Origin of the sequence: Ligilactobacillus acidipiscis DSM 15836, from assembly GCF_001435755.1 — a bacterium.
Lineage (GTDB): Bacteria > Bacillota > Bacilli > Lactobacillales > Lactobacillaceae > Ligilactobacillus > Ligilactobacillus acidipiscis.
Map to the genome: position 1 here is coordinate 1 of NZ_AZFI01000253.1, position 1,808 is coordinate 1,808.

Here is a 1,808-nt window from a genome sequence, read left to right on the forward strand (position 1 = left end):
AAGGGAAAAGTATGAATAATTCAGGTTTCTATCTCTACATATAATGGTTTACGATCAAAAATTAAATAAGGAGTGCAAATAGAGTGGAAGAAAGTAGTAAAAAATACATTAGTTGGCCTGTCTTGGCAATGATGGCTTTCGTGACTGTGATTGGTTTTGAAGATATTATGTATAACTTTAAAAATCAGGGTATGGGCGTCATTACTTCATGGATCATCATGATGTTTTTATATGTCGTTCCTTATGCTTTGATGGTTGGACAACTGGGTTCAGTTTTTAACAGTGAAGGCGGTGGGCTAAGTTCGTGGATCCGCGGTACTAATGGGGAATTTTTAGGCTATTTCACTGCATGGACTTACTGGGCCGCATCTATTCCCTATGTTGTTGACTCCGCACAATCGGTGATCGTTGGTTTTGGCTGGGCATTTACAGGAAGTTCGAGCTTTCAAAATAATATGCCAAATTCCATTTTTACTTTATTGACATTCATTGTTTTCATTATCTTTATCTTTATTCAACGTCATTTGTCAAACTCAATGGAAATATTGTCAACGATCGGTGGGTTTGCCATGTTTGGTATGACTGTTCTTTTCGTTTTTATGTCAATTGTTGGCTTGATCAAGTCAGGTGGTCATATGGCAACACAACCAATGAATATTCACACCCTTTTGCCAAAATTCGATTTAAAATACCTAACTACAATTGGCTTGTTGATTTACGCAGTTAACGGTGCCGAGCTAGTAGCCCCATTTGTCACGCAAATGCGTAAACCTAAAGTTGAATTTCCCAAAGCAATGATCACTTTAGCTTTAATGACGACCTTCCTAACGATTTTTGGTTCATTCTCGCTAGGCATTTTCTTTGATGCAAATCATTTGCCCAACGATTTGAAAATGAATGGTGATTACTATGCCTTTCAAGCATTAGGGCGTCAATACGGAGTTGGCAACGTATTTATGTACATTTATGCTTGGACTTCAGTTATTTATATGTGTGCTTTACTGGCCGTCCTTCTAGATGCAATGACTAGAATGTTGATTTCTGACACAGGTGAAAAATATATGCCAGCTTTCTTACGTAAGAAAAACGCTGACGGCTTACCGATCAACGGTTACATTCTGACTTGTACATTATCAGGTTTCATAATGCTCTTAGGTGTATTTTTGCCTGAAATGAATGATATCTTCAACTGGTTGCTTAATTTGAACGGAATCATCTCACCCGGTGTGACCTGCTGGATTTTTTACGCATTTATGAGAATTCGCAAAAATCCGGAGAAATATCCGTCTGAATATGTCTTTATCAAAAATGACAAATTTGGTTATATAGCTGGTTTGTTGTTGTTAGTCGTGACCGCTGCTGCTACTCTCTTTGGTGTAGCGCCCCAAGATGTTCCAGCTTATTCAGGTACTTGGTGGTATGAGTTGACTATAAACTTCATTGCTATTGTGATTTTAATTGGACTAGGTGCTATCTTACCATTGATCAGAAAACGAGAAGTTGAGTATGGGGTAGCGTTTAACAGAAAACAATGGTCAATCATGATTGGTACAACCTTGGTTGCTGTTATCGCCATGGTTTGGTTGGGCGGTACACATCTAGCCATAAAAATCGGTTTGATCATAACGATCGGCATCTTAGCAGTCCTGCTATTGTGGCTCGTGGGTCGTAAAAAACCAATTAATGTTAAACAAGAAAGTTAAAAAGTAATCGATTCAAAAGGCTCGGAGTTTTGAAATTTTTCAAGACTCCGAGCCTTTTATTTACCAAATATTACTATCCTGGATTATTCATAATTTTACCTTGAG

1 protein-coding gene is annotated in these 1,808 nt (G+C 37.9%); it reads left to right on the forward strand.

The window, feature by feature from the left end:
* Positions 1 to 83: 83 nt before the first annotated feature.
* Complete coding sequence (locus FC65_RS10445; RefSeq protein WP_010494757.1) at positions 84 to 1,703, forward strand: amino acid permease; 1,620 nt, start codon at positions 84 to 86, stop codon at positions 1,701 to 1,703.
* Positions 1,704 to 1,808: the final 105 nt, after the last annotated feature.